The organism is Pseudoalteromonas sp. S1727 (assembly GCF_005886375.1).
Lineage (GTDB): Bacteria > Pseudomonadota > Gammaproteobacteria > Enterobacterales > Alteromonadaceae > Pseudoalteromonas > Pseudoalteromonas haloplanktis.
On sequence record NZ_PNDT01000098.1, the window covers coordinates 1 to 509 of the forward strand.

Below are 509 nucleotides of genomic sequence, written 5' to 3' on the forward strand. Positions count from 1 at the left end.
ACTCAAAGGTAAAAAAAATTTAAGTAAGAATATTTAATAATACCTTTAATTGACATTTAAACTATAAATGCGCCTATTTTAAAGTTCGGGGTTTAAAAGCTGAAAATAAAAAAGGGCCCTTCTGGGCCCTTTGTTACATAACACACTTAGGGAAGTGATTAATTACGTTTTACAGTACGACGTCTTAATCCTGCAAAACCTGCCATTAACAACGTTAACCATGCTAGTGAACCACTGTCGTTGTCATCTTCATCATCTGAGTCGTCAACCTCTGGTGCTGCGGTAACTGACACTTGCATACTTTGAGTAACATTTTCACTGCCATCACTTACCGTCACTGTGTACACATAATCACCAGGGACTAAACCTGAGATTTGTGTACTGGCGGCATTGGCTGTTGCGATGTTGCCTGGACCTTCCCACGAGAAGCTTAGCTCATCCCCATCAAGGTCTGTCGCTGAAGCGGTTAATGTTGCTACTTGATCTTCACGAACAAAGATATGTGTCTG

1 protein-coding gene is annotated in these 509 nt (G+C 40.7%); it reads right to left on the minus strand.

The window, feature by feature from the left end:
- Positions 1-158: 158 nt before the first annotated feature.
- On the minus strand, positions 159-509 hold a 351-nt coding region (locus CWB85_RS18380), incomplete at its 5' end, for a PKD domain-containing protein (RefSeq protein ID WP_138555650.1).